Source organism: uncultured Oscillibacter sp., assembly GCF_947654275.1.
Taxonomy (GTDB): Bacteria; Bacillota; Clostridia; order Oscillospirales; family Oscillospiraceae; genus Oscillibacter.
This window is the reverse complement of the sequence record NZ_CANTJS010000010.1, coordinates 18665-40844: the sequence shown is the minus strand read 5'-3', so window position 1 is coordinate 40844 and position 22180 is coordinate 18665. Positions and strand designations below refer to the sequence as shown.

The following is a 22180-nucleotide window of genomic DNA, read 5'->3' as shown; positions in this document are numbered from 1 at the left end:
ACTCGCTTTACATATCTTTTTCTCCACCGAGACGCTCAACCGGACTGTCCGGCTGGGCGTCTCGGTGATTTTGCGGCGTTATTCCGCCGTCTCTATGGAGTCCACAATGCTCATGGCGCTGATTCTCCTCAGAGGGACGCAGGTGGCCAGCAGGCAGGCGGCGGTGGCCAGCGCCGAGGCCTCCAGCATGGGCAGGACCGGCACGGCGGCAAGCCGCAGTTCGTCCGTCACCGCGGCCTCCACAAGCACCGTGCAGAGATACCCGGCGATGCTCCCCGCCGCCGACGCGATGATGCCGTAATAGGCCCCTTCCCACAAAAAGACCCTGAACAGGCTCCCCGCGCTCATGCCTACGGCCCTCTGCATCCCAATCTCGGCCACCCGGGTGTGGATGTTGGTGTAGACCGTGTTGACAATGTTCAGAAGGCCGATCAGCGCCACGAACAGAATCAGCCCCCAGGCCAGAAGCTGAATCTGCCGGAAGCTCTCCGCCAGCTGCCGGTCCGTGTCCTCAAAGGACAGCCAGAGGGTGCCGGGGACCCGCCCCGCCAGGGCCTCCGCCGCGGCGTCAAACTCCGCCCGGTCCGTCCCCTCCGCCAGGGCGGGCAGCAGCCAGTTGTATTCCCTCCGCCCTGTGAGGGCGGCGTACAGCTCTTCGTTCACAATCATCTGAACCCCGTTGGTAAAGCCGTTGTTGCCCACGCTCAGATAGGTGTCATAGCCGTCCAGAGTGTGCAGCACCGTCAGCTCCCGGCCCGCCACGGTGACGGTATCGCCGGTCCGGATGCTGGTGCGGGGAATCTCCTGGCCCTCATAGACCAGGGGAATGGGGTTCCGGACCATGCAGCCCTCCCCGGCCTTTAAGCGTTCCAGAGTCTCCGGGGGCAGGGCGGAAAAGGCCCGGTCCCAGTAGGCCCCGTTGAGCCCGACCACCTGAAAGGTCTCCGCCGGCTGGAGGGGGACGCTGAAGCCGATGCCCTCCGGACAGCCGCCGCTTCCCTGCTCATAGAGGGAAAACTGCATGGCGGCCAGCGTCTCCACCCGGGGGTCCTCCGCCATGGCCCGGTACTCCTCCGGGGAGAAGCCCGCCGTCTCGTTGGTGATGGAGTAGTCACCGTAGTGCTCCGCCGTGCGTTCTCCGGCGCTGTTCAGCAGACCCACGGCGCTTTGCAGGGTGATGAACACGGTGATGCTCATGACCAGGGAGAGAACGGTGATGGCGGTGCGGCCCGGGCTGCGCCTGAGATTGAGCCGGGCATAGAAGGCCTCGAAATTCCGAATGCTTTTTGCGCGCCGGCCCCGGCGGCGGATGCGCACCCGGGGCCCCGCCATGGCGGCGGTGGGGGCCACCCTGGCGGCGTACCGGGCGGCAGGGAGGGCGGCGGCCAGGGCAAAGACCAGGGTGACGGCGGCGCTGGCCAGCAGGAAGGCGCCCTTGCCGCCGCTGTTCTCCGCAATCAGGCGGTTCAGCTCCCCGGCGTCATTCACCAGGAAGATCTTCGGGGACAGCAGCCCCGTGGCGGCAGTGAGGATGCCTTTTGCCGACAGGGCCCCCAGCAGCAGGCCCAAGGGGATGCCCAGGGCGCACAGCAGCAGAACCTGCCCGGTCACAAGGGAATAGAGCTGTCTCCGGTCCGCCCCCAGGCAGCGGAGGACGCCGTACTGGGTCATGCGCCGGGAGACGGCGATCTTCAGAATGTTGTAAATCACCAGACCCGCCGCCAGCAGGACGAGGCCGCCCACCAGGGCCCCTGCCGCCGCCATGAAGGGGAACCCGTCCCCGGAGACGTCACCGGCGGCTTCTGCGCTGTACCGGATGCCCAGGGCGTCCAGCAGCGGAATGTTATAGAGGGCGTCCAGCTCGTGGACGTTCAGGGCGGACACGATATCGTCCATAACCGCCTGGAAGGTCCCCTTGTCCGCCATGCGGACGTCCACGTTATAATAGATATAGTCCTCCGGGAGAAGGGCCTCCACCGTCCCCGGTCCCACGATGCCGTTGACGACTCCGGCGGCGTAGTTCATGTAATTGCTCTCGGTGATTCCAACCAGGGTGAATTCCGCGGTGAAATCAAAGGTCTGCGTCATGACGCCGTGGCGCAGGGCCTTGGAGGGGGAGAGGGTCAGGGTGTCCCCCAGACGGCCCGCAAAGCCCAGATAGCCCAGTACATCCTCCGGCAGGGCAATCTCCATGGGGGCCTCGGGGAGACGGCCCGATTTCAGCGAGGAGATGGAGGGGTAAACGGCGCTGACGTCCTCCTGAAACTCGCTGAGGCCCAAGTTCAGGGTGTTGTCCAGCCGGACGTTGCCCAGCACCACCGTGGTGCCCACAAAGGACAGGCGGGGGTCGTTTCTCAGGGTCTCCACCTGGGCGGCGTCCATCTGGACAAAGCCGGCGTGGCGGTTGCCGCCGATGGCAATGGCCTGCTGCTGCCGCATGGCGGAGAGGACCCCCAGGGACTGGCCGATGACCGCCGTCATCATGGTGGACAGGACCACGGCCAGAAGAATCAGAACCGAGGTGACCCGCTGGGCCAGCAGCTCCCTCAGGGCCAGGGTATGCCAGCGCCTCATTCCGCCACCTCCGACAAAACGCCGTCCACAATGGTCAGCCGCCGGGCCGCCATGGCCGCAATGCGGCTGTCGTGGGTGATGACCACCAGGGCCTTCCCCAGCTCCTTCCCCACGGTTTTCAGCAGTTCCATCACCTCGCCGCCGCTTTTGCTGTCCAGATTCCCCGTGGGCTCGTCGGCAAAGATGACGTCGGGCCCGGCAATCAGGGCCCGGGCAATGGCCGTCCGCTGCTGCTGCCCGCCGGAGAGCTCATGGGGCAGGTGGGTCAGCCGGTCCCGGATGCCCAGCATGCCGGCCAGCTCCTGGAGATATCTCTCGTTGGGCTGCTTCCGGTCCAGAAGCAGGGGCATGATGATGTTCTCCCGGGCGGTCAGCACGGGCAGCAGGCGGAACTGCTGGAAGATGAACCCGATGCGCCGGCGGCGGAAGGCGGACAGCTCCCTGTCGGACAGGCTGTAGATGTCCCGGCCGTCATAGGTCAGACGGCCGGAGGTGGGCCGGTCCAGACCGGACAGCAGGTGCAGCAGCGTGCTTTTCCCGCTGCCGGAGGGGCCCATGATGGAGATAAAATCCCCGGGGGCGATGGACAGGGATGCCCGGTCCAGGGCCGTCACCCGGTTTTCGCCTCCGCCGTAGACTTTGGAAAGGTCCTTTGCTTCGATGTTCATAAAATACACCCTCCTTATATGGAATAAGGAGAGTGTAAGGGGCAAATCTCAAGAAAGTATCAAGAAAATCAAAAAATCGAAAAAATCAGGAAAATCTCAAAAAGCTTCAGAATTCACGATTTATTTTCAGGGAGGCGAGGGCGGCAGCGCCGGTTCCCGGCCGGTTCTCCAGCCGGAGCCCGCCGCCGTGCTTCCGGCACAGAAGGGCGCTGGAGTACAGTCCCATGCCGAAATGCCCCTCCCCGGTTTTCCCGAAGGGCTTCGGGCCGCCTTTCAGCAGCTCCGGGGGAAAGCCGGGGCCGTCGTCCTCGACGGAGAGAAGGAGATGGTCCCGCTCCAGGGTCAGGGTGAGCGCCAGCCGCTTCCGGGCGAACCGGGCGGCGTTGCCGGTGAGGTTTTCCGCCACGGTGAGAAACATCCCGTGGTCCAGCTCCGCCGTGCCCTCCTCCGGCCCCCGGACCGCCGTTTCCAGCGCCGGGGCCAGCAGCCGGGCCGTCTCCTCCAGCTCCGTTTTCAGCACGGACAGGGAGACCGTCTCCGGCCTCACCGGCAGCTGCTCCAGCCGCTGGATGGAGCTCATGGCCTCCACATACTGTTCGATTCTCCACGTATAGCGCTCCAGCCGGTCCAGGGCCTGTTCGTCGGAGGGATTCTGCCGCAGCAGGCTGACGCTGCCCTTCAGAACCGTGATGGGGTTGCGCAGGTCGTGGGCGAAGGCGGCGTTGAGGCGGCGGCGCTCCTCCGCCTGCCGCCACAGCTCCCGGTTCGTTTTCAGCAGCTCCCGCCGCATGTTCTCAAAGGCGGCGCAAATCTGCCCCAGCTCGTCCGGCGGCGTCGGAGGGATGGAAAAATCCAGGTCGTGGGCCTGAATGCGCCGGGTCCCCTCCAGCAGCAGGGCAATGGGCTCCTTCAGCTTCCAGCGGTAAAAGAGGGCCCCCGACGCCGCCAGCCCCATCACCGGAAACAGGATCCAGCCCAGCAGGCCGGCGATGTCCAGCGCCCGCAGCATCCGCAGCTGCTCCGGCGTGGGCTGGGGCAGGGGCGTTATGGTTCCGTCGACGTCGATGCTCACCCCGCCCAGGGGATACCGGGAGTAAACGGCCCTGCACCCCATCCACAGCGCCGCCGCCAGGGCCGCCGCCGCCAGCAGGCCGCAGAGGGCCAGCAGGAAGAAGGCCCGCCGCAGGCGCATCTGTTTCAGCCGTTCCATTTGTATCCGCACCCCCAGACGGTTTCGATGTAGCTGTGCAGCGTATGGCGGGCCAGCTTGGCCCGGATTTTCCGGATGTGCTCCATGACCGTGGCGCTGCTGCCCTCGCCGTCGATGCCCCACACGGCTTCATAAATCCGTTCCCGGTCGAAGACCTGGCCCCCGTTCAGGCTCAGCAGCTCCAGAATGTCAAACTCCCGCCGGGAGAGGGGGACGGCCTCGCCCCGGATGGTGACGGTCCGGGCAGAGTAGTCCACGGCGCAGTCCCCGAAAAAGCGGACGGCGGAGGAGCGGTTCCGCCGCCGCTCCCGGCGGAGGTGGGCGGCGACCCGGGCCGAGAGCTGGTCCAGGTCGAAGGGCTTGACGATGTAGTCGTCCGCCCCCGCCTGAAAGCCCATGATCTGGTCGGCGGATTCAATGCGGGCCGTCAGGAATAAAATGGGGCAGGCCACATGCTCCCGGATGGTCCGGCAGACGGTCAGACCGTCCATGTCCGGCATGTTGATGTCCAGCAGAATCAAATCCGGCTGCCTCTCCGCCTTCTGAACGGCCTCCGGCCCGGAGCGGGCCGTGAGAACCTCATACCGGGGGGAGAAATAGGCGTTCATGGTGTCCACAATGCCGGGCTCGTCGTCTACAATCAGCAGCGTCTGTTTCAAGGGGATGCTCCTCTCCGAGTGGTTTTGTTTATTGTACCACACAAATCTCAAGAAACTTTCAAGTTTTCAAATTTTCTGAAAAACGGAGAACGGGACCCTGCCGGGTCCCGTCCGTGTCCTTGGGGTTACGCCTGGGGGATGTCATACACCACGCCGCCTACGGAAATGCTCCGCAGCTCCTCCAGGGGAATGATCTCCTCCAGCACCTGGCCCTTGACGCAGCGGGAGACGTCCTGCCCGGCGTCCGGGCTGATGACGCCGCCGGAAAGGCTCAGGTCGACCACCGTGCCGTCGGTTTTGGTCAGGAGAAGTTCGACGTTCTCCAGATACCGCTGGGCCTGGCGGCCATCCTCCGGGTCCTGCCGCCCGCTGGGGGCGTCGCTCCAGACCACCGCCTCGTCCGCCGTATAGGCCGCCCGGACGGCGATGGGGGAGACGCTGATCTCGTCAATGGTGAAGTTCAGGCCGTCCTGGGAGAAGGTCTCGCCGCCGCCCAGACGGACGGAACAGTCCTCGTAGTCCACCTCGAAGCGGAGCTTCCATGTGCCGGAATAGAGGGGCTCGGCCTGCCCGGTCTCCGCGTTCCAATATTGCAGATTCTCAAACCTCGCGCTGGCGGTGCCCTTGGTCATGGCCGTGTCGGAGCTGGCGGTCTCCACCAGCTGAACCCTGTTGTCCTCCGGGTCCTCGTCCACAAACCAGGACCCGCCGTGGGTGCCGCCCCTGACCCAGCTGGCCCCGCCGAAGCCGCCCATCAGAAGAGAGGCCGCGTCCGCGCCCTGGGGCAGAAACCGCTCCCCGTCGTCCCGGGTGAGGGTGTAGACAATGACGGCGTTGTATTGGTCGCCCATGATGGCGTCCGCCGTGATGGTGATGCCGCCGTCCGAGTCGCTGGCCCCGATGGGACGCCCGATTTTGTCAATGACCTCCGTCTGAGCCGCGGCCCCGCCGAAGAGGGGGGCGAAGACGTCGATGGGCTCCGGCAGGATGCCCGCCGCGCTGGACCCCACCGCCAGGGCCATGGCCAGCACGGCGGCAATCAGGGCCGTGCGGAACACGGGGCGCTTCGCCTTTCTCCCCCGGGCGGCAGAGGCTGCGGCCTCCGCCAGGGCTTTCTTCTGAATCTCTGTAAAACGCAATGCGCTCATCTCCTTTTTGTAATCAAACAGATCGCTCATAGTCGGTCCCTCCTAAGATGTCCTTGAGCCTTGCCCGGCCCCGGGCCAGGCGGGTGTGAACGGTGGCGGCAGGCACGCCGAGAATCTTCCCGATTTCCGCCGCCTGATAGCCCTCGTAGTAAAAGAGGTAGATGACGGTCCGATAGTGGGTGGGCAGTTCATTCACCGCAGCCAGCACGGTTCCGTCCCCCGCCTCCGGGGCCGGGACCTCCAGCACGGTTTCCAGGCCGCAGGTCCGTTTCCGCCAGGGGCTTTTCAAAAGGTCCTTGCAGGCGTTGGCCGCCATGCGGAGCACATAAGCCCGCTCGTGCTCCGCGCTTTCAAACTTTTCCAGCACCCGGGGCTCCGTCAGGAGCTTGACGAACACCGTCTGACAGATGTCCTGGGCGTCGTCGGTATTTTTCAGATAGGTATAGCTGAGGCGGAGAATGGCGTCGGCGTAGGCGTTCGCCAGACGTTCCGCCTGCTGGTTCGTGTTCATGGCATCAACTCCTTTGGAGCGCTCTCGTAATGGATACGATTCAGCGGGGCGGAAACTTTCAGCCTCGGAAAAATTTTTTTGAAAAAGGGGAAGCCATGCGAAAGGGTTCTGCGAAAAGGGTCTTGCGAAAAGGGTATGCGAAAAAATCTGCGAAAAACCCCGCGCTCCCTTCCGGAAACGCGGGGTCCTGGGCGGCATGGGGAAAGGGAGTGTCCTTTTCGGAGATTTTATGTAGGGGGCGGGCTCTGTCCCGCCCTGTCCCCCTAGGGGGCTGTTCACATAAACCACATGTGCGGATTTTCGAGCAAATTTTAGCCGGATGCGAGGCAAAAATTTGCAGGCGTACTGGCGTACGGCAAAAATTTTTAACGAAGCAGGCGGCAAAATTTGCCGAAAAGACGTGCGCGTGGGCTTATGTGAACAGGCCTTAGTACCACATTACCGTCCGCCTCGTCTCCGGCAGCTCTTTTCGCGCAATTTCCCCTAACGCTTTTTTTGCGTGAGAAAGGTGTGCTCTGCACCATTCATAGCCAGGCGGAAGAGGTGTATTCTGCATTTGTCCATCGGGTATATGGAGTTCAATCTCTACGGGTTCTGTACAGTCCTCTATATAGGCAGTACAAGTAATATATTCCCCTTTGCGCTTAATTCGTTCCAGTTTTACCATAGTAGTACTCATACGCCTCCTGCGCATAATTGTATTTTCGAGATGTAATAACATGTGCTTCATCCTGGGTGAATCCTTGCAGCATAAGTTCTCTTTCCATCATCTCATGTTTCAGCAAAGTCAAATCATGAGGCTGAATATTCTTCCCGTCAATCAATCTTTGCCAGGATTCCGCCATTTCAAAAGATGCGTCAAACTGCGAGATTTTTCCATCTCCCAAATCATGCTTATCCAGGAAAATGAAGTTCTTGATGCGCTGAATGTCAGACGCTGTATAACCAGTATTTTCTGCAATCTGCTTCACATCTGTCGTCATCTTCCGGACAGCCGCGTAATAGCGTTCTGCGTGGGCTTCTGCGCGGGCACTTTGGGGATTCAACGCCCCGCTGATGCCTCCGGTTTTTATTATACCGGTTTTTCACTTTTTGCAAGGCTTGCTGCACATTTCCCTCCGGCAACCTTCCCCGTCATGGAGCGCGTTCCTTCGTACCGGGGCGTCAGCCCCGTTTTCCCGCAGAACGCTTTATATTCCTGCTGATACTTTGCCGCCCTGTTCCCGGCCTCCCTGGCTCCCAGCGTATCCCCGGCGGCTTTCAGGGCGTCCCGCTCATCCTTGGCTTACCGGATTTTTGTCTCCAGCTGTCTCTGCTTCTGGCTGGCCTCATAGCGGGTCATCTCCCGCCCCTTCCACTCCACCGGCTCCGTGCTCCGGCGGTTGATCTCCGCCAGCTCTGCGGGGCTGTAAACCGGGCGGGAAACGCCGCGAAAAAGCCCCCTCGGCAGGAGGGGGCTTCTTCGGAATTTGTCGCAACTTTTCGCAGCTTTCCGCGGCTTTTTCCGACCGGAACGCGGATTACTGGAAATGCTCGGAATAGGGGATGGAGGCCGCGAAGCGCACCGGAGCGCCGGGGACGTAGCGGCTGCCCTCGAATACATAGTCATAGACCACGAGGATGGCGTTGCAGGCCTGGTCCAGCCCCCTGGGATACAGGTCCGCCAGCGCGTTGGCCATGGTCTCCCCCAGAGGGGCCGCCACCACGGCGGGGTCCTGAGACGTGCCGCCGATGAACTCATAGTCAAAGACGTCCGGCTCGAAGGGCCAGAGGTCGCCGTTGAAAAAATCCTGTGTAAAGGACGAGACCGGTTCGCCGTTTTCATCCCTCTGAAAACGGGCCTCGGCATAGGCCGTCAAAGCGTCCTGATTCTCGAAATTACCCAGCCAAATGGAAACAATGCCTTCTTCTTCCATGGTGATCCTCCTGTTTGAATTGATATGGCGGACCGGGCCGCTTCGCCTTTATGTATCCAGCCGGAGCGAATGCGCCCTTGCGCGGCGGGCGGGGACGTGGTAAACTGGAAGCCGCACCCGCCGTTTCTACCAATAATATAACAGAGCCTGCATGGATTGTCCATAAAAAAGTCTCAGATGGACCCCATATTTTCACCCCGCTTTGCCCCGGCGGAAAAGGAGTTTCTATGAAAAAGCTGATGAAACCGCTCTCCCTGGCCTGCGCCCTGCTTCTCCTGGCCCTGTCCGCCTGCGGGCCCGCCGCCCCTCCGGAGGAGCCGGAGGCCCCGGAGCCCCTCCGCCTGGAGCGGCTGAATCTGGAGCTCTCCCGGAACGGACTGCCGCCGGAGGCTCTGGCCCAGGCGGTCCGGGACCTGCCCCAGGCCCTGAAAAGCGCCCTGGCGGACCAGGGCGTGGCCGTGGAGACGGCGACGGTTTCCGTGGGGGCCTCGGTGTCCGCCACGGTTCAGGCGGCAAAGGAGGGAGGGGTGGACGCGGCCATTCTCCCGGCGGAGGCCTTCGCGGCCCTGGAGACCCCGCCCCGGCTGATTCTGGCGGCGGGACCCGTTTCCCCGGCGGAGAATGGGGAAGACCGCCCCGGGGCCCCGGCGCTGATCTGCGCCGCCCCCACGGAGTACGGCAAAATGCTGGCTCAACAGGCAGGCGGACCGTCCTGGGAGGATCTGGCTGCCGCCCGCTGGGGCGTGCTGGAGGAGGGGTCTTTGCTGGGCCGGCAGGCGGTGGACCTGTGGCTGTGGGACCGCTATGACGGCGAGACCTCCGCCCATCTGGCCCTGTCGGTTTATGACAGCTACGAAGACCTGCTTCGGGCCGCGGCGGCGGAGGAAATCGACGTTCTGCCCCTGTGGGACGGCGTCCGGAGGGACTGGGCGGAGGCCTGGACCCTGGCCCCCTCCCGGACCGACGAACGGGGCGTCCGGGGCCTGGGCCGTCCCGCCGCCCTGGAGAGGGAACTGCCGGTGCTGGGGGAGACGGAACGGCTGTATACCTCCGCGGCAGTGGTCCGGGAGGACGGCGGGGTCCTGACGGACAGCCGCTTTGCCGCCGCCCTGGCGGCGGCGCTGGAGTCCCTCCGGGAGGCGTTCCCGGTCCTGGGTCCCTATCCCTATGCCCTGGCGGAAGACGGAGACCTGGACCCCCAGCGGCGGCTGGCGGGCCTCTGAGGCCCATCCATATCAACTGCTTTTAATATACCGGAAAGAGAGGATACCCCATCATGGATGAGGAACTGAAGCAAATCTATCTGACCCTGGGCATCAGCCCGGCGGTTTACCGCTATGGCGAGGACGTACTGAGGGCCCTCCGGCCCCGCTTCGACGCCATTGACCGGACTGCCGAATACAATCAGGCCAAGGTGCTGGCGGCCATGCGGAGCAACCGGGTCAGCGCCGCCCACTTTGCCGCTACCACCGGCTACGGCTATAACGACGAGGGCCGGGACAACCTGGAACGGGTCTACGCCAGTGTGTTTCACACCGAGGCTGCCCTGGTCCGGCCCCAGATTACCTGCGGCACCCACGCCCTGGCGGTGGCCCTGTCCGCCAACCTCCTGCCGGGGGACGAGCTGCTGTCCCCCGTGGGGGCCCCCTATGACACCCTGGAGGAGGTCATCGGCATCCGGGAGAGCAAATGTTCCCTGAGAGAGTACGGCGTCACCTACGCCCAGGCCGACCTCCTGCCGGACGGCGGCTTTGATTACGAGGCCATCCGCTCCAGAATCAACGAGCGGACCAGACTCGTCACCATCCAGCGTTCCAAGGGCTACGCCACCCGGCCCACCTTTTCCGTGAAGCAGATTGGGGAGCTCATCGCCTTCTGCAGGTCTGTGAAGCCGGATGTGAAGGTCATGGTGGACAACTGCTACGGCGAATTTGTGGAGACCGTGGAGCCCTCGGACTGCGGCGCGGACATGGTGGTGGGCAGTCTCATCAAAAACCCCGGCGGCGGCCTGGCTCCTATCGGCGGCTACATCTGCGGCACAAGGGAATGCGTGGACCGCTGTGCCTACCGTCTTTCCGCCCCGGGCCTGGGACAGGAGGTGGGGGCCAGCCTGGGGCTGATGCCCGCCCTCTATCAGGGCTTCTTCCTGGCCCCCACGGTGACGGCGGGGGCATTGAAGGGGGCCATTTTCGCCGCCAATCTCTATGAGAAGCTGGGCTTTGCCTGCGTGCCCAACGCATCGGAGGAGCGCCACGACATCATCCAGGCCGTGACCCTGGGCAGCCGGGAGGCCATGGAGGCCTTCTGCCTGGGGATTCAGGCCGCCGCCCCGGTGGACAGCTACGTCACCCCCGTGCCCTGGGCCATGCCGGGCTATGACAGCGAGGTCATCATGGCCGCCGGGGCCTTTATCCAGGGCAGCAGTATCGAGCTCTCCGCCGACGGGCCCATCCGCCCGCCCTACGCCGTCTATTTCCAGGGGGGCCTCACCTGGCAGCACGCCAAGCTGGGTATCCTCATGAGCCTCCAGAAGCTGACGGAGGCGGGTCTGGTCCGCCTTCCCCATACAGAGGAATGAGTCGAATGCTCTCTGAGATTTCGGCCCTGTACAAGGGACGCATCCGACTCTTTCCGCCCTGTGGAGCGGACCGGCCCCCGGAAATACCAAAGGCGCTGTATGACCTGCTCCGAATCAGCGACGGCATTGCGGAGACCATGCCGGACCCGGCGGGCGGCGGGGACCTGACGATTTCCTGGGTCCTGTATCCCCTGGCCCAGATGCTGGAGGAAACCGCCTTTTACCGGGAGGAGTACGGTCTGGAGGGGGCTGCCTTTGCAACGGACGGCTGCGGGAACCCCTTCCTGATGAAGCCCGGCGGCAGTATTGTCTGTTACGATGCCATAGACGGCACAGAGACAGCTGCCGCGCCGTCCCTGGCGGACTTTTTCTGCCGGGAATAGCGGGAATAGAGAGAAAAACGCTCTGCGGAACTACATTCCGCAGAGCGTTTTTTATAGTCAATAAACTTGAAAAGCAAAGAGCATGCGTTCCGCCGGAGCTGCTGAAAGCGGCTGGTTTATTTGACTTCATCGTTCAGTCAATGTGTGTTTTGCCGGTTTTCAGCTTTACTGGCTATCTCCGCTGCCGGCTGCCGTCCCCTGGAGCTTCCGGTCCAGCCGGTCCAGCAGAAAGGCCAGGACAAAGCCGCCGGCTCCGCACAGGGCCGAGAGGGCGATCTCCCCGGCTCCGCCGTAGGAGGAGGGGATAATAACCAGGGTGGAGGCCAGCACGAAGCCCAGGATGCCGTGAAAGGCCAGGGCGTAGTGCCGCCGGAAAAACCAGTTCACCAGCCGGGCCAGCAGCGCCACCGACAGTCCCAGCCCCGGCAGGGAGGCCGCCAGAACCTGGATATCCATGGCGGCCAGGCCCTCCAGCATGGGCCTGTAGAGCCCCAGGGCCATCATCACCGAGGAGGAGGTGAAGCCGGGGACCACGATGCCCACGCCCCAGAGGACGCCGCAGAAATTATACCACCAGAAGGAGGGCGTCACCGTCACCCCGGCCACCCGGCTGACATAAAAGAGCCCCCCGAACACCGCCAGGGCGCAGAGAATCAGACTGGCCCAGGCGCCGCCGGTCCGGCCCTCCTTCCCCGCCTCACGGAAGAGGGCGGGCACCGTTCCTACAATCAGGCCGATGAACAGCCAGGTGGTCACAGAGGCGGAGACGGAAATGGCGGCGGCGATGCCCCTGGCCACCCCCAGGAAGCCCAGGCACCAGCCCACGCCCAGGGGGACCATCATTCTCCAGTATTTGGGAAGGGCCCGGCGGGGGTGGGTCAGCACCTCCATAAAGGGACGGTAGATGTCGAACACCACCGCCAGCACGCCGCCGGAGACGCCGGGAAGTATGGCGCCCACGCCGATCAGCGCGCCGCAGAGCAGATTCCGCAGCCACTGCATCCGTCTGAGCTGATCTCCGGTCATTCCCGGTCCTCCTCCCTTCCCCCGGCCCCGGCTTTCGGGCGCCGCGGGCGTCTGTTCATCAAAAACCGCGCCGGGTTCCGCACCTGCCCCCGGATGCGGCGGCAGGCGGAACGGCTGAAATCATAATAGCAGTTTTGCCCCGGTTCTGCAATCCGATTCCGACATTGTTCCTGGAAAAATTTCCGTTTTCCCGCCGGTTTCCCTCCGCCTCAGGGCCGGAGCGCCAGCGCGGCGCACATGCACAGCAGCAGCGTCAGTGCCCCCTGGCCCCAGAGGAGGTTATAGCTCACCGCCTCCCTGTCCCGCCGGCGGCCCTCCGCCACGGAGACGAAGACATACAGCGAGATCAGGCCGAAGACCAGGGCCACGCCGTCCCGGACGCCCTCCGGCCCCAGGGCGGCGGCCCCCAGATACAGCAGAAAGCCCAGGCCGGAAACCACGGCCCCGGCGTTCATCTGCCGGATTGTTTGCAGCAAAAAGCTCTTTTTCATGGGTATCCCCTTCCTGTTTTTATACCGGGTCTATCTCGTATCTCCACTCTCCACTCTGAATCAATAGCCGTTGACCATCACGTCCAGCACCTTTCCCGCCACGCTGCCTGCCGCCGTGTTTCCCCCGCCGCCGTTCTCCACCAGCACCACGAAGGCATAGGGCGCGTCCTCGTTCCGCAAAAACCCGGCGAACCAGGCGTGGGGCGGCTGGCCCTCTCCCACCTCGGCGGTGCCGGACTTGGCGCAGAGGTCCATGTTGGGAAAACGGCTGTGTCCATAGGTCTGTTCCACGTTGCCCGCCAGCAGCTCCGTCAGCCGCTCCGCCGTGTCCCGGCGGATCAGGGTCCCGGTCATCCGGGGCCGCCGGGGGAGGGAGGGCAGAAGGCCCTTCGTCCTCAGAATCAGGCAGGGCTCCGCCGCCTTTCCCCCGTTGGCAATGGCCCCCATGTAGACCATCAGGGCGCAGGGGTTCACAAGGTCCTGGTCCTGGCCCACACCGGCCCAGCCCAGGCGGCCCCCGGTCATGCCCTCCCAGCCGAAGGAGCCCCTGGCGGAGGCAAGGCCGTCCACCTCATAGCTGTCTGTAAGCCCGGCCTGTTCCGTATACCGCCGGAGGACGTCCGCCCCCAGCTCCGCCGCGATTTCAGCGAAGGCCGTGTTGCAGCTGTTGGCAAAGGCGTCCCCGATGTCCTGCGTCCCGTGGACGCCGGAGCAGACGACGGTCTCCTCCCCCAGCTGAACGGAGCCGGTACAGGTCCAGGTCCGGCTGTCCAAATCGGGAAGGTTCTCCAGGGCTGCCGCCAGGGTGACGGTTTTGTAGACGGAGCCGGGTGTGAAGACAGAAGAGAGGAAGCGGTTCAGATAGGCTCCCCTGTAGCGCTCGCTGGTCTCGATGTCCTCCGGGACGTTCAGGGGGTCGTAGCTGGGGGCGGAGACCATGCAGAGAATCTCGCCGGTTTTATAGTTGTATACCGCCACGGCTCCGGCCCGGCCGTTCAGCGCCTGATAGGCCTCGTAATTGTATCGGGCGTCAATGGTCAGGGTCAGCTCTCCGCCGCCCCGGCCCGCCGAAAACGCGCCGTTGAGGAGGTTCCAGCCCGTCAGATGATGGGCGAAGGCGTTGAGGGCCCCGGTGCCCACGTTTCCCCGCAGGTCTCCCACGGCATGAAGGGTGGCTTTCCGGACGGTTGCGTTGTCATAGCAGGTCCGTTTCCCGTTTTCCACGGCGGATAGCACGTCCCCGTCCCGGTCCAGCACGGTTCCGGCGGAGAGAACGCCCTCGGTGTTGTACAGATGGCGGTTAAAGGCGGCAGAGGCCCACCTGCCCCCCTCAGTGACATAGCGGACCGTAAACAGGCCCAGTCCCGCCGTCAGCGCCAGGGCCAGCAGGAGGCAGACCAACGCCCGGTTCTCGATTTTCTTCATGGATTCTCCCTTCAGACGTCTGACGATGTTTTACGGGGCCCCTGCTCCCCGGCGCGGCCCGGTCGCGGCGGCCGCGGAGGGAGAGGCGGAGAAAACGGAACGAAAGGGCTGCCCGGCTTCAGCCGGGGGGAGCGGAGCGCGGTTTCTGCCGCCGTATGGCAAAGCTGGCGTGTTCTCTGGTGTCCGTGGCCTTCAAAAACGCCAGCAGTCCCCAGGAGGACATCATGGCGGAGCCGCCGTTGGACACAAAGGGGAAGGTGACTCCGGTGAGGGGCAGCAGGTCCACGGAGCCGAAGACGTTCAGACAGGTCTGGAACACCAGCAGGGACCCGGCGGCGCAGGCGGCGATGGTGTAATAGCTGGACCGGCCCACCCGGCAGGCCCGGACGGAGAACACCGCCAGCGTGACGATGGACCCCGCCGCCAGCAGGGCAATCAGCAGTCCCCACTCCTCGCAGAGCATCCCGAAGACCAGGTCGGTGTCCGCCGCCGGGACGCGGTGGAGCCAGCCCTTTCCCGCGCCCATGCCCAGCAGGCCCCCGGAGGCGGCGGCGGACATGGTCCGGGTCTGCTGATAGCCGCCGCCGGAGGCGTCGGCCCAGGCCCGGCCCCAGGAGGCGAAGCGGCTGAGAATATAGGGCTTGAATTTCACGATGATGCCCGCCCCGAACACCGCCCCGCCGCAGATCAGGGACAGCGTGGCGAAGTCCCCGGAACGGAGATAGGCGATGACCAGGAAGGTGACGAAGAAGACCGCCGCCGTGCCGAAATCGCTCATAAGGCCCAGCAGGCCGATGCACATGCCTGTGAGCACGATGAAGAGGGTCAGGTTCCGCCGGCGGAAGAGGCGTTCCAGGGTGGCGGACCCGGCGAAGATATAGCAGATTTTGGCAATTTCCGAGGGCTGGAAGGACAGAGGGCCCAGGGAAATCCAGTTGACCGCGCCGTATTTCCGGTTCCCCAGCACCAGCGTGACGCCCAGCAGGCCGATGGCCAGGGCGGCCATGAGCCAGCGGGTCCGTTTGGTCCGCTCCAGGTCCCGCAGGAACAGGCCCAGCACCAGGAACAGCCCCAGGCCCAGGGCCGCGGCCAGCAGCTGCTTGGGCAGGCTCCCCGGCGCGCTGGAGGCCGTCACCGCCAGGGAGAGGGTGGTGAGGAAGAAGGCGATGGTCTCCATCTCGAAGCCCACGCAGCGTCCCAGCCGCAGGACAATGAAATACAGCCACATCAGCGCCGTCAGCCCGAAAAAGGCCAGGGGAATCATGGGGGAGGTCTCCGCCCCGGCGGCGGCGGTCAATTGCAGGCAGGTCAGCGCCTGGAACAGGGTCAGCCACAGGAAGGAGGGCCAGACGGCGGCGGGGCGTTCCTTCCGCCGGGCCTCCTCCAGGGCCTTCCGCTCCTCCGCCGTCTGGGGCAGGAAGAGCAGGGGCACGCCCCCCAGGGTGATGGTGTCCCCCAGGGCCACGGGGGCGGAATCCTCCACCGTCTCGCCGTTTACCTGGGTGCCCCCCGTAGAGCCCAGCTCATAGAGGGTCCACCGGCCCCCGTCCCCCCGGCAGAGGGCGGCGTGCTGGCGGGAGATGCTGGGGTAGTTCAGCCGCACGTCGGCGCTGCGGCCCCGGCCGATGATGTTCTCCCAGTGGGTCAGGGGGATGGAGCCGCCGCCGGGCAGGCTCAGCTGGCCCCAGGTCTCCGGCGTGTGGGGAATCTTCAGCAGGGAGCGGACAGCCCGGAAGAGGATGAGCCCCGCCAGCAGGGGGAACAGCACCCGGACAGCGGCGGTGAACCAGCCCCCCAGCCGGGGGACCGCCGCCAGGGCCTCCGTCAGCGCCTGAAAACCGTCCATCTCCGCGCCTCCTCTCAGCGATGGTTTCACGCAAGCATACCACATTCCATGGGAAAAATCCACCTTTTCTTGTTTCCGGATGTGTTCCCGGGCGCGGTATGATGGTTCTGCCGCCAAAAAGAAAACCCCGGCCCCGGTTGTCAAACCGGGGTCAGAGAAAGTACGCAAGGGTCAATATCTGGAGTAGATGTAGGTTCCGGAAGCGACCTCTGGCTTGTCGAACGTGGTATATTTCCCTTGACTACTCCAAGAGACTTCACCGCCACTGTTGCCATCACAAGCAGAGTAATAATCAGACCCATAATAGGGATTTGTAAGCGAAGTGATAACAAATGCATGGCTATATCCTGTTGTGGAATTCTTCATCCACACCACATCGCCAACCTTGAGCTGGTCGAAGTTTTGATGTTTGGTGACAGGTGCGTCCTCGCCAAAGATGTAATCAGAGAGCCCGCATGCGAAGCTTGAGCAGGCTGGGCCAGAAAAAAGTTTGGGAGAGTTATAGTTATAAAAAGAATCTGTGTCCCAACGAATACCTTCCGGCATGCTTTCCCTTGCGGAGTTGAGAATCTCTTGGATGTTAGCCTCCATAATGGGCTTCCCGTTGCTTAAATATCCCGCCGTATACGCAGGGGTCGCCGCGTTGAGACGGTTCATCATCTGCTGGACATTCTCCCCGGCCTCCAGCTTGAAAGCCGGCAGCTCTGTTACGGTGGGAGTAGTGGGTTCGGAGGGGTCAACCGGGTCCACAGGCGGCTCGGTTGTGTTCCCCATGTAATCCCGCAGTCGATTGATGACGACACATCCCTGCGCCCGGTTCATGGGGTTCTTGGGGCCGAAACTGCCGTCATTCTGCCCGGTCAGCAGACCCAGGGTGTAGCAAACGAGCACACCGGTGCGGCAGTTGTAGGAGATGGAGTAAAAGTCGCTTATGGCAGAAATTGCTGCATTCTGCTCATTTACAGAGGGAATTTTTGCCCCCTTATCCACCAGGATGTTATACATAACCTGCGCCATGTCCTCGCGGGGGAGGGAAGCCCCGATAGAGGCAGACGAGCGGCTGGTGCCTTTCAGGATGCCATGCTTATTCATGATGGCCTCGCCGGCAGCCGTCCCCTGGTCGGAGTAACCCGCCAGCTCGCTGGCATAGAAGGCCCGGGCCAGCATGATGGAGAAGGCCCCATAGGAAACGGGATTGGTGGGCTTGAAGGCGCCGTCGGGGTAGCCGGAGACGATGCCGTCCTGCACACAGCGGCTGACTTGCTGATACGCCCAGTGGTCCGCCGGGACATCCGAGAGCTCCGCCGCCCTGGCCGGGATTGCCAGCCCCAGGCAAAGGGCCAGCGCCAGGAAGAGGGAGCCGAGCTGTTTGTTCATTGCAAAAACTCCTTTCGCACAGGGGCCTTGCCCCTCTGTCAAAATCAGGCGGCGCGTATGCGTTTATGTAGCTTCCTGCTCCGCCGCTTCCGTCCCCAGTCCCATGGGAATGCCGTTAATCTCCACGTCGCTCTCAATGGGAATCAGCAGGCAGCGCCGCCCGTCGATCATCCGGGTCTCCACCATGGCGCTGTGCTCCGGGTCGATGGAGATGGTCACAAGGTCGCTTTTGATGTCGAAGCGTTTGCTGTCGATCAGATTTTCCGGGTTCAGCACGGCCCCCTCGCCAAAGCGGTCGTTCCACTGCTCCAGGAAGGCGGCAGTCTGCTCCGGGGCCGCGCCGCAGTCCGCCAGAATGTCCTCCACGTCTCCGGCGGTGACGGCGGGGGCCTCCGGGTCCCGGCTCTCCTTGTGGGCCTCGATTTTGCTGAGGAGACCGCCGTGGACCGCCTGGACCACCTCCAGCCCGCAGGCGTCTCCCAAGGCCCCGGTGAGGGCGGACTGGAAGCTCTCCTTCTGCTCGGCGGCGGACATGGGGGGCTCGGTGCGGAAGACCGCGTCGATGAACTCCTGGTGCAGGTCCTCGGGCTTCCGGGCGTAATAGAGGGCGTTGTAAATGTTGGCGGACCGCTGATCGAAGGCGGGGAACAGGAAGCCCAGGTCCGGGGCGGAGACAATCTGCCCGGCGGCGCAGCTGTGGAATTCGTTCTCGCCGGGGAAATAGCCCAGTTCCATCTTGCAGCCCTTCACCGGGCAGACACAGCAGAGGATATAGGAAAAGACCTCGTCGGAGCCGTCCACCTCATCGTTTTTGTTCCGGTGGGGCACGTCGTAGGCGTCGTGGGCCAAGAGGATGATGTAGTTGGAGTCCCCCATGTCCAGACTGTCCATGACCTTCTGATAGAACAGGTCCCGGGCCTCGGCGTTCTTCAGCTCCGAGTCCCGCAGGTCCATCAGAAGACGGTGCTCGTCCCCCTCGGCCACCTGCTTAGTGGAAAACACCACGTCGATGAGGTTCCTGCCCAGACGTCCGGACAGGCTCTTTTTCAGCAGGCCCAGGTACTTCTCCGCCTCCTCCTGGGGCAGCAGGCCCAGGGACTCGTCCAGATAGGAGATGACCTCCCGGCTGGAGCCGTTGACATAGCACCCGTAGATTCGGCTGACGGCGCACTTCTCCGGGCGGAAGCGGCGGCGCAGCTCGCTGATTTCCTTTTGATTCATGGTATACCTCGCTTTCCGGCGGAGATGCGCCGGTTTATTTTGCCGTTATCGGGCGTTCAACACACAGGGAACGCCCCGCTCCCGAAGCGCCGCCTCCATGTCGGAGGGCAGGGCCAGCTTGGCGGTGCGGTAGCCCTTATAGAACACGCGCCTGGTTTTCCCGTTTTTCCGGGTGACCTTGACGGTCAGGCTGTAGGAGAGCTGATGCTCCAATTCCCAGGCGCTGCAGTCCAGCTCGACCAGCCGGATATCCTCCAGCGGAATGGGATAGGGCAGACCGGTATTGAGCACCAGACATCCGTTCTCAAAGAAAAAGGCCCCGGCGCCGCCCCGGTTTTTGTATTTCCTCCGCGCCATTGCAAAAATCACCAGAATCGCAATGACGGGGCCCAAGACAAACAGGGTGCTCAGAATCGCCATCCAGTCCATTCCGCTGTCTCCTTTCCGCCCGTCAGGCATGGAATAGAACAAGTATAGCATTGCGGCCAGGTGAAATCAACCATTTCTTTTTTCGGAAAAGGGCGGGGTGCTGATGAACGGTCTGGAGATCAGGAGGGTGTAAATTTCCCGTAAAGAACAGGGGGAATTCCTTGCCGGAGCCGGCATATTTATGCTATTATGAAAAAAATTGTACACTGCGCTGAGGGGAGGTGGCCGTGATGGACGGCATTGGACGCTGGCGGGAGCAGATGGGTCAGACAAAAACGGTCCTGGGGGAGAAGACTCGGGAGGCGCTGGCCTCCGTCCTGCCCATTACCGCCATTGTGCTGGCGCTGTGCTTCACCATTTCCCCGGTGCCCGCGGACGTGCTGCTGGCCTTTCTGGCGGGGGCGGTGCTGCTGATTCTGGGCATGGGCTTTTTCACCCTGGGGGCGGACATGGCCATGGGCCCCATCGGCCAGCAGCTGGGCTCCAAAATGGCGGGGTCCCGAAAGCTGTGGGTGGTTGTTTCCGTCAGCTTTCTGATCGGCGTGGTGGTCACCATGTCCGAGCCGGATTTGCAGGTTCTGGCCAATCAGGTTCCCGGCATCCCCAATATGCTGCTGGTGGGAACCGTGGCCCTGGGTGTGGGGGTCTTCCTGGTGGCGGCGCTGCTGCGCATCCTGTTTCAGGTTCGGCTTCAGTGGATGCTGATTGGAAGCTACGCCCTGGTGTTCCTGCTGGCGGCCTTCATCCCAAAGGATTTTCTGGCGGTGGCCTTTGACTCCGGCGGCGTCACCACCGGACCCATGACGGTGCCCTTCATCATGGCTCTGGGCCTGGGCGTGTCCTCCATCCGGAGCGACGCCAGCGCCGCACAGGACAGCTTCGGTCTGGTGGCCCTGTGCTCCGTGGGGCCCATTCTGGCGGTGCTGGTTCTGGCGCTGATCTTCCCGGCCTCCGGGTCCTATATTCCCCCGGCCATTCCCCAGGCGGGGGACAGCCGGGAGCTGGGCGGGCTCTTCGTCTCGGCTTTCCCGGAATATGCCTGGGAGGTTTTGAAGTGCCTCTTCCCCATCGCCGTCTTCTTCGCGGTGTTTCAGGTCATATCTTTGCGTCTGAAACGAAAAAAACTGTTGCGCATCCTGGTGGGTCTTCTGTATACTTATATAGGGCTGGCCGTGTTCCTCACAGGGGTCAATGTGGGCTTCCTGCCGGCGGGCATGTATCTGGGCCGGCAGATTGCCGCCCTGCCCGGGCGGTGGGTGCTGGCGCCCATCGGCATGCTGATGGGCTGGTACATCGTCCAGGCGGAGCCGGCGGTCCACGTGCTGAACAAGCAGGTGGAGGAGATCACCGCCGGGGCCATTCCCGGCAGCGCCATGTCCGCCAGCCTCTCCATCGGCGTGGCCGTCTCCATCGGCCTGGCCATGGCCCGGGTGCTGACGGGGGTTTCCATCCTCTGGTTCCTGATACCCGGGTATCTGATCGCCGTCGTGCTGTCCTTTTTTGTGCCGGAGATGTTCACCTCCATCGCCTTCGACTCCGGCGGCGTGGCCTCCGGCCCCATGACGGCCACCTTCCTGCTGCCCTTCGCCCAGGGGGCCTGCGAGGCCCTGGGGGGCAATATCGTCACCGACGCCTTTGGCGTGGTGGCTATGGTGGCCATGACGCCGCTGCTGACCATCCAGCTGCTGGGTCTGGTCTATCAGCGGAAGCTGAAGCGGGCCGGGAGCGAGGCCGCGGCGGCAGACGAGGACATCATTGAGCTGTGAGCGCCGGTCCGCGGCGCTTCCGAAAACCGTCCGCCATACATAGAAACGAAAAAGGGGGAGAGGGCCATGGGCGGAGCCGTTCTCATGATTACCATAACGGACCGGAGCCGGGGCGGGGAGTTCGCCGCCTGGTTTCAGAGCCAGGGCATCCCCCTGGTGCTGGCTGCGCCGGGCCGGGGCACGGCCACCACGGAGATTCTGGACTGTCTGGGTCTGGAGGCCACGGAAAAGGCCGTTTTGATGCTGGCGGCCCCCAATTCCCGCCGCCTGGTCCGCCGGGCGGAGCGGGAATTGTGGCTGGACGTGCCGGGCCGGGGCATTCTGATGACCGTGCCCATTGCCAGCATCGGCGGGGCCCGTGCCCGGGACTATCTATTGCCGCAGGAGGGGGAGGAATCCATGGAGCAGGAACGCACCCACGAGCTGATTATCGTCATCACCAACCGGGGCCGGACCGACCAGGTGATGAACGCCGCCCGGTCCGCCGGAGCCGGCGGCGGCACCAGCATTCACGCCAAGGGCACCGGTACGGAGCTTGCCAAGAAATTCTTCGGCGTGTCCATTGCGGCGGAAAAGGAGCTGGTTTTTATCCTGGCGGAGGCGGAGAAACGCCGCCCCATCATGAAGGCGGTGATGGATCAGGCCGGGATGCAGACCGAGGCCCAGTCCCTGGTGTTCTCCCTGCCGGTGACGGACATCGCGGGACTCCGGCGGCTGGACCTGGAGCACCCGCCCCAGGCATAGCGCGCATGAAGCGGACTTGTCCCGGCGCGGATTTTTCCGCCGCCGGGGCTGCTTTTTTTGGAAGGCCGGAAGCCGGCAGGGCGCACCCGTTCACAAGCGCCGGTTTCAGACCGGCGGAAGCCGGCGACGGCGGTCCGTATCATCACGAAAAGAAAGGCCCCTGGAATCTGAGGCATTCCAGGGGCTTTTGACGGTTTTTCGTCTTATG

General features: G+C 63.6%; 20 protein-coding genes. 5 read left to right on the top strand and 15 right to left on the bottom strand.

Annotation, left to right across the window (positions count from 1 at the left end; translation table 11 throughout):
• Window positions 1–78: 78 nt before the first annotated feature.
• From Q0063_RS04310 to Q0063_RS04275, 8 genes are all read right to left on the bottom strand, one after another.
• Window positions 79–2574 carry an ABC transporter permease gene (locus Q0063_RS04310; RefSeq protein ID WP_297870749.1) on the bottom strand — a complete coding sequence of 832 codons (2496 nt, stop codon included), beginning with the start codon at window positions 2572–2574 and terminating at the stop codon, window positions 79–81.
• On the bottom strand, window positions 2571–3242 hold the full coding sequence (locus Q0063_RS04305) for an ABC transporter ATP-binding protein (protein WP_297870748.1): 672 nt from the start codon (window positions 3240–3242) through the stop codon (window positions 2571–2573). The genes Q0063_RS04310 and Q0063_RS04305 overlap by 4 nt, the downstream gene beginning before the upstream one ends.
• 106 nt (window positions 3243–3348) lie before the next feature.
• Window positions 3349–4452, bottom strand: coding sequence for a HAMP domain-containing sensor histidine kinase (locus Q0063_RS04300; RefSeq protein WP_297870747.1), 1104 nt, complete (start codon window positions 4450–4452; stop codon window positions 3349–3351).
• Window positions 4440–5111: a response regulator transcription factor gene (locus Q0063_RS04295; RefSeq protein WP_297870746.1), complete on the bottom strand. Its 672-nt coding sequence runs from the start codon at window positions 5109–5111 to the stop codon at window positions 4440–4442. The genes Q0063_RS04300 and Q0063_RS04295 overlap by 13 nt, the downstream gene beginning before the upstream one ends.
• A 125-nt stretch (window positions 5112–5236) precedes the next feature.
• Window positions 5237–6289 carry a DUF4179 domain-containing protein gene (locus tag Q0063_RS04290; protein ID WP_297870745.1) on the bottom strand — a complete coding sequence of 351 codons (1053 nt, stop codon included), beginning with the start codon at window positions 6287–6289 and terminating at the stop codon, window positions 5237–5239.
• Window positions 6273–6770, bottom strand: coding sequence for an RNA polymerase sigma factor (locus Q0063_RS04285; protein WP_297870744.1), 498 nt, complete (start codon window positions 6768–6770; stop codon window positions 6273–6275). Before Q0063_RS04285 ends, Q0063_RS04290 begins: the two co-directional genes overlap by 17 nt.
• 644 nt (window positions 6771–7414) lie before the next feature.
• A complete protein-coding gene (locus tag Q0063_RS04280; protein WP_297870743.1) occupies window positions 7415–7741 on the bottom strand; it encodes a hypothetical protein in 327 nt (108 codons plus the stop codon).
• 549 nt (window positions 7742–8290) lie between these two features.
• Window positions 8291–8686, bottom strand: coding sequence for an immunity 22 family protein (locus Q0063_RS04275; RefSeq protein ID WP_297870742.1), 396 nt, complete (start codon window positions 8684–8686; stop codon window positions 8291–8293).
• A 227-nt stretch (window positions 8687–8913) separates the two neighbouring features.
• Between Q0063_RS04275 and Q0063_RS04270 the strand changes: the two genes are divergently transcribed.
• Genes Q0063_RS04270 through Q0063_RS04260 form a run of 3 tightly spaced genes read left to right on the top strand, consistent with a single transcriptional unit; the run spans window position 8914 to window position 11647 of the window.
• Window positions 8914–9909 carry a PhnD/SsuA/transferrin family substrate-binding protein gene (locus tag Q0063_RS04270; protein WP_297870741.1) on the top strand — a complete coding sequence of 332 codons (996 nt, stop codon included), beginning with the start codon at window positions 8914–8916 and terminating at the stop codon, window positions 9907–9909.
• Between the two features lie 53 nt (window positions 9910–9962).
• A complete protein-coding gene (locus Q0063_RS04265) occupies window positions 9963–11264 on the top strand; it encodes a methionine gamma-lyase family protein (RefSeq protein ID WP_297870740.1) in 1302 nt (433 codons plus the stop codon).
• Window positions 11265–11269: 5 nt separating this feature from the next.
• Window positions 11270–11647, top strand: a complete 378-nt coding sequence (locus Q0063_RS04260; protein WP_297870739.1) for an SMI1/KNR4 family protein — start codon at window positions 11270–11272, stop codon at window positions 11645–11647.
• A 165-nt stretch (window positions 11648–11812) separates the two neighbouring features.
• On the opposite strand, the gene Q0063_RS04255 is transcribed toward Q0063_RS04260, so the two are convergent.
• The 7 genes from Q0063_RS04255 to Q0063_RS04225 form a co-directional block, all read right to left on the bottom strand.
• Window positions 11813–12673, bottom strand: a complete 861-nt coding sequence (locus tag Q0063_RS04255) for a DUF368 domain-containing protein (protein ID WP_297870738.1) — start codon at window positions 12671–12673, stop codon at window positions 11813–11815.
• 209 nt (window positions 12674–12882) lie between these two features.
• On the bottom strand, window positions 12883–13164 hold the full coding sequence (locus tag Q0063_RS04250; RefSeq protein WP_297870737.1) for a hypothetical protein: 282 nt from the start codon (window positions 13162–13164) through the stop codon (window positions 12883–12885).
• Window positions 13165–13224: 60 nt separating this feature from the next.
• On the bottom strand, window positions 13225–14589 hold the full coding sequence (locus tag Q0063_RS04245) for a penicillin-binding transpeptidase domain-containing protein (protein ID WP_297870736.1): 1365 nt from the start codon (window positions 14587–14589) through the stop codon (window positions 13225–13227).
• A 118-nt stretch (window positions 14590–14707) separates the two neighbouring features.
• Complete coding sequence (locus tag Q0063_RS04240; RefSeq protein WP_297870735.1) at window positions 14708–16435, bottom strand: FtsW/RodA/SpoVE family cell cycle protein; 1728 nt, start codon at window positions 16433–16435, stop codon at window positions 14708–14710.
• Window positions 16436–16606: 171 nt separating this feature from the next.
• The gene (locus Q0063_RS04235; protein WP_297870734.1) at window positions 16607–17812 is read right to left on the bottom strand and encodes an S-layer homology domain-containing protein; all 1206 of its coding nucleotides are present in this window, start codon (window positions 17810–17812) and stop codon (window positions 16607–16609) included.
• Between the two features lie 63 nt (window positions 17813–17875).
• Window positions 17876–19033 (bottom strand): DUF4317 domain-containing protein, encoded by a 1158-nt coding sequence (locus Q0063_RS04230; RefSeq protein WP_297870733.1) that lies wholly within the window; start codon window positions 19031–19033, stop codon window positions 17876–17878.
• A gap of 45 nt (window positions 19034–19078) precedes the next feature.
• On the bottom strand, window positions 19079–19462 hold the full coding sequence (locus Q0063_RS04225) for a hypothetical protein (protein ID WP_297870732.1): 384 nt from the start codon (window positions 19460–19462) through the stop codon (window positions 19079–19081).
• Window positions 19463–19692: 230 nt separating this feature from the next.
• Between Q0063_RS04225 and Q0063_RS04220 the strand changes: the two genes are divergently transcribed.
• Complete coding sequence (locus tag Q0063_RS04220) at window positions 19693–21228, top strand: DUF1538 domain-containing protein (protein ID WP_297870731.1); 1536 nt, start codon at window positions 19693–19695, stop codon at window positions 21226–21228.
• 66 nt (window positions 21229–21294) lie between these two features.
• On the top strand, window positions 21295–21972 hold the full coding sequence (locus Q0063_RS04215; RefSeq protein ID WP_297870730.1) for a P-II family nitrogen regulator: 678 nt from the start codon (window positions 21295–21297) through the stop codon (window positions 21970–21972).
• Window positions 21973–22180 lie beyond the last annotated feature (208 nt).

What these genes read in the sequence shown, in the direction of transcription:
- Q0063_RS04310 (WP_297870749.1), bottom strand. Translation starts at nt 2,574, where the DNA reads ATGAGGCGCTGGCATACCCTGGCCCTGAGGGAGCTGCTGGCCCAGCGG.
- Q0063_RS04305 (WP_297870748.1), bottom strand. Translation starts at nt 3,242, where the DNA reads ATGAACATCGAAGCAAAGGACCTTTCCAAAGTCTACGGCGGAGGCGAA.
- Q0063_RS04300 (WP_297870747.1), bottom strand. Translation starts at nt 4,452, where the DNA reads ATGGAACGGCTGAAACAGATGCGCCTGCGGCGGGCCTTCTTCCTGCTG.
- Q0063_RS04290 (WP_297870745.1), bottom strand. Translation starts at nt 6,289, where the DNA reads ATGAGCGATCTGTTTGATTACAAAAAGGAGATGAGCGCATTGCGTTTT.
- Q0063_RS04285 (WP_297870744.1), bottom strand. Translation starts at nt 6,770, where the DNA reads ATGAACACGAACCAGCAGGCGGAACGTCTGGCGAACGCCTACGCCGAC.
- Q0063_RS04275 (WP_297870742.1), bottom strand. Translation starts at nt 8,686, where the DNA reads ATGGAAGAAGAAGGCATTGTTTCCATTTGGCTGGGTAATTTCGAGAAT.
- Q0063_RS04270 (WP_297870741.1), top strand. Translation starts at nt 8,914, where the DNA reads ATGAAAAAGCTGATGAAACCGCTCTCCCTGGCCTGCGCCCTGCTTCTC.
- Q0063_RS04265 (WP_297870740.1), top strand. Translation starts at nt 9,963, where the DNA reads ATGGATGAGGAACTGAAGCAAATCTATCTGACCCTGGGCATCAGCCCG.
- Q0063_RS04260 (WP_297870739.1), top strand. Translation starts at nt 11,270, where the DNA reads ATGCTCTCTGAGATTTCGGCCCTGTACAAGGGACGCATCCGACTCTTT.
- Q0063_RS04255 (WP_297870738.1), bottom strand. Translation starts at nt 12,673, where the DNA reads ATGACCGGAGATCAGCTCAGACGGATGCAGTGGCTGCGGAATCTGCTC.
- Q0063_RS04250 (WP_297870737.1), bottom strand. Translation starts at nt 13,164, where the DNA reads ATGAAAAAGAGCTTTTTGCTGCAAACAATCCGGCAGATGAACGCCGGG.
- Q0063_RS04245 (WP_297870736.1), bottom strand. Translation starts at nt 14,589, where the DNA reads ATGAAGAAAATCGAGAACCGGGCGTTGGTCTGCCTCCTGCTGGCCCTG.
- Q0063_RS04240 (WP_297870735.1), bottom strand. Translation starts at nt 16,435, where the DNA reads ATGGACGGTTTTCAGGCGCTGACGGAGGCCCTGGCGGCGGTCCCCCGG.
- Q0063_RS04235 (WP_297870734.1), bottom strand. Translation starts at nt 17,812, where the DNA reads ATGAACAAACAGCTCGGCTCCCTCTTCCTGGCGCTGGCCCTTTGCCTG.
- Q0063_RS04230 (WP_297870733.1), bottom strand. Translation starts at nt 19,033, where the DNA reads ATGAATCAAAAGGAAATCAGCGAGCTGCGCCGCCGCTTCCGCCCGGAG.
- Q0063_RS04225 (WP_297870732.1), bottom strand. Translation starts at nt 19,462, where the DNA reads ATGGACTGGATGGCGATTCTGAGCACCCTGTTTGTCTTGGGCCCCGTC.
- Q0063_RS04220 (WP_297870731.1), top strand. Translation starts at nt 19,693, where the DNA reads ATGGACGGCATTGGACGCTGGCGGGAGCAGATGGGTCAGACAAAAACG.
- Q0063_RS04215 (WP_297870730.1), top strand. Translation starts at nt 21,295, where the DNA reads ATGGGCGGAGCCGTTCTCATGATTACCATAACGGACCGGAGCCGGGGC.